Origin of the sequence: Nocardiopsis sp. TNDT3, from assembly GCF_003427465.1 — a bacterium.
Lineage (GTDB): Bacteria > Actinomycetota > Actinomycetes > Streptosporangiales > Streptosporangiaceae > Nocardiopsis > Nocardiopsis dassonvillei.
Window position 1 is genome coordinate 1 of record NZ_QPFC01000223.1, and the last position, 6,353, is coordinate 6,353.

The following is a 6,353-nucleotide window of genomic DNA, read 5'->3' on the forward strand; positions in this document are numbered from 1 at the left end:
GCGGGAGACCGTCGAGCCCGCCCCGCCGGAGCTGGAGACCCCGCCGCCCTCGGCCGGGCGCATGGTCCGCCTGCGCGCGCGGCTGGCCCGCTCGCAGAACGCCTTCGGCAAGGGGCTGCTCAACCTCCTGTCCTCCGACTCCCTGGACGAGGACACCTGGGAGGAGATCGAGGACACCCTCATCACCGCCGACATCGGTGTCGCCTCCGCCGCGCAGATCGTGGAGAACCTGCGCACGCGCGTCAAGGTCCTGGGCACCCGCGGCACGGAGGAGGTGCGGACGCTGCTGCGCGAGGAGCTGCTCGCCCAGATCACCACCGGGGCCGACCGCGCCGTGCGCACCGGCCCGCACGACGGACGCCCGGGCGTGGTCATGGTCGTCGGGGTCAACGGCACCGGCAAGACCACCACCACCGGCAAGCTGGCCCGCGTCCTGGTCGGCGACGGCCGCAGCGTCGTGCTCGGCGCCGCCGACACCTTCCGCGCCGCCGCCACCGAACAGCTGGAGACCTGGGGCAGCCGCGTGGGCGCCCCGGTCGTGCGCAAGGAGGAGGGCGCCGACCCCGCCAGCGTGGCCTTCGACGCCGTGGCGCGCGGCGTCGAGGAGGGGGCCGACACCGTCATCATCGACACCGCCGGACGCCTGCACACCAAGACCGGGCTCATGGACGAGCTGGGCAAGGTCAAGCGGGTGGTGGAGAAGAAGTCCCAGGTGGACGAGGTCCTGCTCGTCCTGGACGCGACCACCGGGCAGAACGGCCTGCGCCAGGCCCGGGTGTTCGGCGAGGTCGTCAACGTCACCGGCATCGCCCTGACCAAGCTCGACGGCACCGCCAAGGGCGGCATCATCGTGCAGGTCCAGCGCGAACTGGGCGTGCCGGTCAAGCTCGTCGGGCTCGGCGAGGGCCCCGACGACCTGGCGCCCTTCGACCCCGAGGTCTTCGTGGACGCGATCCTGTCCACGGAGTGACGGGGGACCCGACGACGCACGGCCGGACATCCGCACGGGTGTCCGGCCTTCTCGTGTCCGGCCCCTCGCGGCCGGGGCGGGTCCGCCGACGCGCGTCGCCGTCCGCGCCCCCGTCCGCCCCGCCCGTGTCCGGGGGCGGAACGCGGATGTGACGCACGACACGTGACGGAAACCCCGGCGCAACACGGGCGCGCCGGTACCTGACCGCGCCCGCGCCGAACCCGTGAGATGTGACCCTGCGTGCCCGCAGTGTCGCCCACCGGTGGTGTGACGGGGGTCGCTCTGTGCCGATGCACGTGCGTTCGCGCGGACTGGGGCTTCGGTTCATGGCGCCTTAACACTGCCGTCTGTCCTTTTACCGGCGCGCAACACACCGGGTCCTGGCGAGAAACACCCCGGTCCGACAGTTGCCTGCGTGGTGTTCTGCATCGGGCCCGATGATGCGCTCGCTGACCGCCGCCCTCACAGACACAATCCCCCGTCCGTCCTATGGAGGCGACGCAATGATTGACTCCGGCAACACGGCGTGGCTGCTGATCAGCGCAGCCCTCGTGATGCTCATGACCCCGGGCCTGGCCTTCTTCTACGGAGGCATGTCACGGGCCAAGAGCGTCCTCAACATGATGCTGATGAGCTTCGCGAGCATCGCGGTCGTGAGCGTGCTCTGGGTCGTCATCGGCCACTCGCTCACCTACTCCGACGGGCCGGGGGCGCTCGACACCTTCATCGGCGGCCTGGACTACGTCGGCCTGTCCAACCTGATCGGTGAGATCGAGCCCGCGGCCGAGGACGGCACCGGCGGCTACCCGCTGCTGGTCGACGCCGGGTTCCAGATGATGTTCGCGGTCATCACCGTGGCCCTCATCAGCGGCGCCATCGCCGACCGCGCCAAGTTCGGCGCCTGGCTGCTGTTCGTCCCGGTCTGGGCTCTCCTGGTCTACTTCCCCGTCGCCCACTGGGTCTGGGGCGAGGGCTGGATCGAGCAGCTGGAGATCGGCGGCTACACGGTCATCGACTTCGCGGGCGGCACCGCGGTGCACATCAACGCCGGCGCCGCCGCGCTGGCGCTGACCTTCGTCCTGGGCCGCCGCAAGGGCTTCGGCTCGGAGTCGATGCGCCCCCACAACCTGCCGTTCGTCCTGCTGGGCACCGCGCTCCTGTGGTTCGGCTGGTTCGGCTTCAACGCGGGCTCGGCCTACGCCGCCGACGGCACCGCCGCCCTGGCCCTGGTCAACACCCAGGTCGCCACCGCCGCCGCCACCGGCGCCTGGATGCTCGTCGAGCGCTTCCGCTACGGCAAGGTCAGCGCGCTGGGCTTCGCCTCCGGCGCCGTCGCGGGCCTGGTCGCCATCACCCCGGCCGCCGCCAACGTCACGCCGCTCGGCGCCATCGCCGTCGGCCTGCTCTCCGGTGCGGTCTGCGCCTACGCCATCAGCTGGAAGTTCAAGTTCAAGTACGACGACGCGCTCGACGTGGTGGGCATCCACATGGTCGGCGGCATCGTCGGCTCCCTGATCCTCGGCCTGGTCGCCGCGGGTGTGGCGGGCGGCTCCGACGGCCTGCTCTACGGCGGCGGCATCGGCCTGCTGGCCGTCCAGACCATCGCCGTCATCGGCGTCATGCTCTACTCCTTCGCCGTCACCTGGGTCATCGCCAAGGTCATCCACCTCGTCATCGGGTTCCGCATCCCCGAGGAGGTGGAGACCAACGGTCTGGACCACGAGCTGCACGCCGAGTCCGCCTACGCCTTCGACGAACTCGACGAGCTCGAGGACGCGACGGAAGCGGTCTCCCTGCCGACGCCTCCGGGCGGGGAGACGGCCTCGCCGAAGGCCAAGGCCTAGACCTCAGCGTCGAGGCCGCGGGCCTTGCGCCACTGATCCGGCGAGGTGTCCAGGGGCTGACGGAGAGAGATCTCCGTCAGCCCCGTTCGTGTGCTCAGCCACTTTTCATGGCATATATGGGCATTTCTGGCACCGTATTGGCTGTGGCCTGTGTATCCGTTCGGTACCCTCTGAGCGGTACGGCGGTAGAGCCCGGGCGCACGGCGCCCGACCGACGGCTCCGCCACGCGGGCGGCCCCGTTCCCGGCTCCCCCGAAAAGGGGCACGCGGCACAACCGGGAGCCGCGCATTCGCATCCCACACCAGGAACGGGTCGGGGACCGGCGCGTCCACCCCGCCGTCCACCCGGAAACCATGCTGATTCGTACAGTGCCCCACATGTCGGGGTCAGGAGGCAAGATGGCGCCGGTTAGTCACATCACGGGTCGCAGAGGCGGGCGCGTGGCCCTCGCCGCCGCGGGCGCGGTCGTCGCCCTCGGCTTGTCCGGCTGCTCCATCGACCTCAGCCACCTGCGCCCCGGGGGCGGCGGCGAGGAGGAGCCCAGCCCGGAGGCCGCCGAGCCGGTCGCCGCGGCGCCGCTGATGGAGCAGGCCCTGGCCGACCTGGCCGCCTACCCGGCGCTCACCGCCACCGGTCAGGTGGCCGAGAGCGTCGGCTCCGCCGACGTGCGCGACGCCTCGCTGACCGTCGCCGACGGCGGCACGGCCAGCGGCACCATCCGCGCCAACGGCATCGAGGCCGAGCTGATCAGCGCGGACGGCAGGATGTTCCTGCGGGCCGCGGAGGACTTCTGGCTCGACCAGGGCGTCTTCAGCCCCGACTTCGACGACTTCGACGGGAACTGGGTGCGGGCCTCCTCGGCCCAGGCCGGGTTCAACCCGAGCGTCTCCCTGGCCCCGCCGGAGCTCTCCGCCATCCTGGGCGGCATCGAGCTGGACTCGGAGGAGGCCGTCGAGGAGAACCTGGACGGCACGCTCACCTACCGGATCGACCTGGCGGGCGAGCGCAACCAGGTCTGGATCAACGCCGAGACCAGCCAGATCCAGCGCATCGCCATCGAGGAGCTCGTCCCCGAGGAGGCCGAGACCGGCCCCCAGGTCCGCCTGGACCTGGCCGAGGCCGAGACCGCCGCCGTCGAGGAGCTCTACGACGGCGTCACCGCCGCCACCGAGGAGGAGCTGACCTCCTCCCGGGACGCCCGCATCGAGGTCGGCTGGGAGGGCAGCCCCTCCATGACGTGCGAGGACGGCCCCAACTGCACCTGGACCGGGACCGTGCGCGACGCGGGCGGAGACGGCAGCGGCGAGGTGGCCGTGAGCATGGCCGTCACCTTCAGCAACGCCGACATCGGCGAGCAGACCTGCGAGGACAGCGGCACCCTGGAGGCGGGCGGCACGCTGGAGCTCTCGTGCAGCGCCGACTACAACATCGTCAGCTCCGTCCAGCAGACCTACCCGATCGACGGTGAGGCCCAGCTGTCCACGCGCGGCCTGACCGGCGGCCAGCAGGAGGAGATGCTGGCCGCCCTTTCCGAGCAGCGCGAGGCCACCCTGTCGGGCGGGGCCTCCCCCTCCGAGGAGGCGTCGGAGACGGCCGAGGAAGAGGGCAACTAGAGGTACCGGCGGGGCCGCGGCCCCGAGCGCACGGCTGCCGAGGGCGGGGACGGTGTTCCCGCCCTCGGCCGTGTCCGGACCCGCCCGCCGAGGGATACTGCAAGGTGGTCCCGGCCGGTAGGCTGGGAGACCAACTCCGAGACGAAGGACTGGCCACACTCGTGTTCGAGACGCTTTCCGACCGGCTGACATCGGTCTTCTCCTCGCTGCGCGGTAAAGGGCGCCTGTCCGAGGAGGACATCAACGCGACCGCGCGGGAGATCCGTCTCGCGCTGCTGGAGGCGGACGTCGCGCTGCCGGTGGTCCGCGAGTTCATCGCGCGGATCAAGGAGCGCGCCCGGGGCGAGGAGGTCTCCAAGGCCCTCAACCCGGCCCAGCAGGTCATCAAGATCGTCAACGAGGAACTGGTCGGGATCCTCGGCGGCGAGACCCGGCAGATCCGCTTCGCCAAGAACCCGCCGACCGTGATCATGCTCGCGGGTCTCCAGGGCGCCGGTAAGACCACCCTGGCGGGCAAGCTCGCCCGGTGGCTGGCCGCCGACCGCAACACGCCGCTACTGGTCGCCGCCGACCTCCAGCGCCCCAACGCCGTCACGCAGCTCCAGGTGGTCGGTGAGCGCGCCGGGACCCCCGTGTTCGCGCCCGAGCCCGGCAACGGCGTCGGCGACCCCGTCCAGGTCGCCCGCCAGTCCGTCGAGCACGCCCGCCGCAACAACCACAACGTGGTGATCATCGACACCGCTGGCCGCCTCGGCGTGGACAGCGAGATGATGCAGCAGGCCGCGGACATCCGCGACGCGGTCAACCCGGACGAGATCCTCTTCGTCGTCGACGCGATGATCGGCCAGGACGCGGTCAACACCGCGCAGGCCTTCCTCGACGGGGTCGGCTACGACGCGGTCGCGCTCACCAAGCTCGACGGCGACGCGCGCGGCGGCGCGGCCCTGTCCATCCGCCACATCACCGGCCGCCCCATCATGTTCGCGTCCACCGGCGAGAAGCTGGAGGACTTCGACCTCTTCCACCCGGACCGGATGGCCTCGCGCATCCTGGACATGGGTGACGTCCTCACCCTCATCGAACAGGCCCAGCGCACGTTCGACGAGGCCGAGGTCGAGAAGATGGCCTCGACCATGGCGTCGGACGAGGACTTCACGCTCGACGACTTCCTCCAGCAGATGCAGATGGTCCGCAAGCTCGGCCCGATCGGCAACCTGCTCGGCATGATGCCCGGCATGGGCCAGATGCGCGAGCAGATCGACAGCATCGACGACAAGGACCTGGACCGCATCCAGGCCGTCATCCAGTCGATGACCCCGGGCGAGCGCGCCAACCCCAAGATGATCAACGGCTCGCGCCGCCTGCGCATCGCCAACGGTTCGGGCACCCAGGTCAGCGATGTCAACGGCCTGGTCACCCGCTTCTTCGAGGCGCAGAAGATGATGCGCAAGATGAAGAGCGGCGGCATGCCGGGTATGCCCGGGATGCCGGGCATGGGCGGCGGTGCCAACCGCAAGAAGGCCAAGGCCCAGGCCAAGAAGGCCAAGAAGGGCAAGCAGCGCAGCGGCAACCCGATGAAGGCCCGCCAGCAGGAGGCCGACCGCGCGGCCGAGCGCCAGCGCCGCCAGGAGGAGGGCGGCCAGCAGCCGCCGCAGCTGCCCCCGGGCCTGGGGGGCGGCGGCCAGCCCACGCTCCCGCCCGGCTTCGGCGGCCCCAACATGCCCGACCTGTCCAACTTCAAGCTGCCCAAGCAGTAGGCGCGGCCGGTAGCGGCCCTCGCGCCCGTCGGCCGACGGGCGGAGCGCTACCATGCGTGTGGCGCGACCGATCGCACCGCGGACGCGGACGGGCCCACGGCCCGGATCGCGTGCCCGCCTCCCCGGAGGCGGGCGGTCGGCGCCGCCCGGGAGACCGGGCGGGGGGGG

Annotated in this window: 4 protein-coding genes; all 4 read left to right on the top strand. The window is 71.5% G+C overall.

Annotated features, from left to right (window positions below; genetic code table 11):
- The coding region (gene ftsY, locus DQW06_RS06125) for a signal recognition particle-docking protein FtsY (protein WP_117198122.1) at window positions 1–970 on the top strand (970 nt) is incomplete at its 5' end.
- 503 nt (window positions 971–1,473) lie between these two features.
- On the top strand, window positions 1,474–2,814 hold the full coding sequence (locus tag DQW06_RS06130; protein ID WP_013151278.1) for an ammonium transporter: 1,341 nt from the start codon (window positions 1,474–1,476) through the stop codon (window positions 2,812–2,814).
- 399 nt (window positions 2,815–3,213) lie between these two features.
- Window positions 3,214–4,428: a hypothetical protein gene (locus tag DQW06_RS06135; protein ID WP_013151279.1), complete on the top strand. Its 1,215-nt coding sequence runs from the start codon at window positions 3,214–3,216 to the stop codon at window positions 4,426–4,428.
- A 161-nt stretch (window positions 4,429–4,589) separates the two neighbouring features.
- The gene (gene ffh, locus DQW06_RS06140) at window positions 4,590–6,185 is read left to right on the top strand and encodes a signal recognition particle protein (protein WP_013151280.1); all 1,596 of its coding nucleotides are present in this window, start codon (window positions 4,590–4,592) and stop codon (window positions 6,183–6,185) included.
- Window positions 6,186–6,353: the final 168 nt, after the last annotated feature.

What these genes read in the sequence shown, in the direction of transcription:
- DQW06_RS06130 (WP_013151278.1), top strand. Translation starts at nt 1,474, where the DNA reads ATGATTGACTCCGGCAACACGGCGTGGCTGCTGATCAGCGCAGCCCTC.
- DQW06_RS06135 (WP_013151279.1), top strand. Translation starts at nt 3,214, where the DNA reads ATGGCGCCGGTTAGTCACATCACGGGTCGCAGAGGCGGGCGCGTGGCC.